Annotated in this window: 1 protein-coding gene; it reads left to right on the top strand. The window is 60.5% G+C overall.

What is annotated here, in order from left to right:
* Positions 1-833 (top strand): aldehyde dehydrogenase family protein (locus DOU54_RS12835; protein ID WP_146617356.1); only part of this gene is annotated, 833 nt, incomplete at both ends.

Here is an 833-nt window from a genome sequence, read left to right as displayed (position 1 = left end):
GATCTTGGTGCGTTGATGACTGCCGAGCAGGGAAAGCCGTTTGCGGAAGCAAGGGGCGAAGCCGTTTATGCGGCATCTTTCGTGGAATGGTTCGCGGAGGAAGCCAAACGTGTTTATGGTGATACCATTCCTTCGCCGACCACCGACAAGCGCATTACCATCCTGAAGCAGCCGATCGGTGTCTGCGCCGCGATCACGCCATGGAACTTCCCGGCCGCGATGATCACCCGCAAGGCGGCCCCGGCGCTTGCCGCAGGCTGCACGATGATCGTCAAACCGGCTGAACAGACGCCACTCACCGCACTTGCTCTGGGTGTTCTCGCCGAAGAAGCGGGCGTTCCCGCCGGTGTCTTCCAAGTGGTTACGGGCGCCGCACGCGATATCGGCAAGGTGTTTACCGAAAGCGACACGGTGCGAAAGATCTCCTTTACCGGATCGACTGAAGTCGGTCGTCTGCTGATGGCGCAATCGGCCCCGACGATCAAGAAGCTGTCACTGGAACTTGGCGGCAACGCGCCCTTCATCGTTTTCGATGACGCCGATCTGGATGCTGCTGTCGAGGGCGCGATCGTATCGAAGTACCGCAATGCCGGACAGACCTGTGTGTGCTCCAACCGGATCTATGTCCAGGCCGGCGTGTACGATGCCTTCGCGGAAAAGCTGGCCAAGAGGGTCGAGAGCCTCTCCGTTGGTGAAGGCACCGAACCCGGTATTCTGATCGGGCCCCTGATCGATCAGGACGCCGTGGCGAAGGTCGAGGATCATGTTGCTGACGCCCTTGGAAAAGGGGCGAAGGTCGTTACCGGCGGAAAGCGCCATGCGCTTGGCGGGAC

The organism is Agrobacterium sp. MS2 (genome assembly GCF_003261015.1).
GTDB classification, from domain to species: Bacteria; Pseudomonadota; Alphaproteobacteria; order Rhizobiales; family Rhizobiaceae; genus Agrobacterium; species Agrobacterium pusense.
The sequence above is the reverse complement of the archived record's forward strand: the minus strand, read 5'-3'. Positions and strand labels throughout refer to the sequence as shown.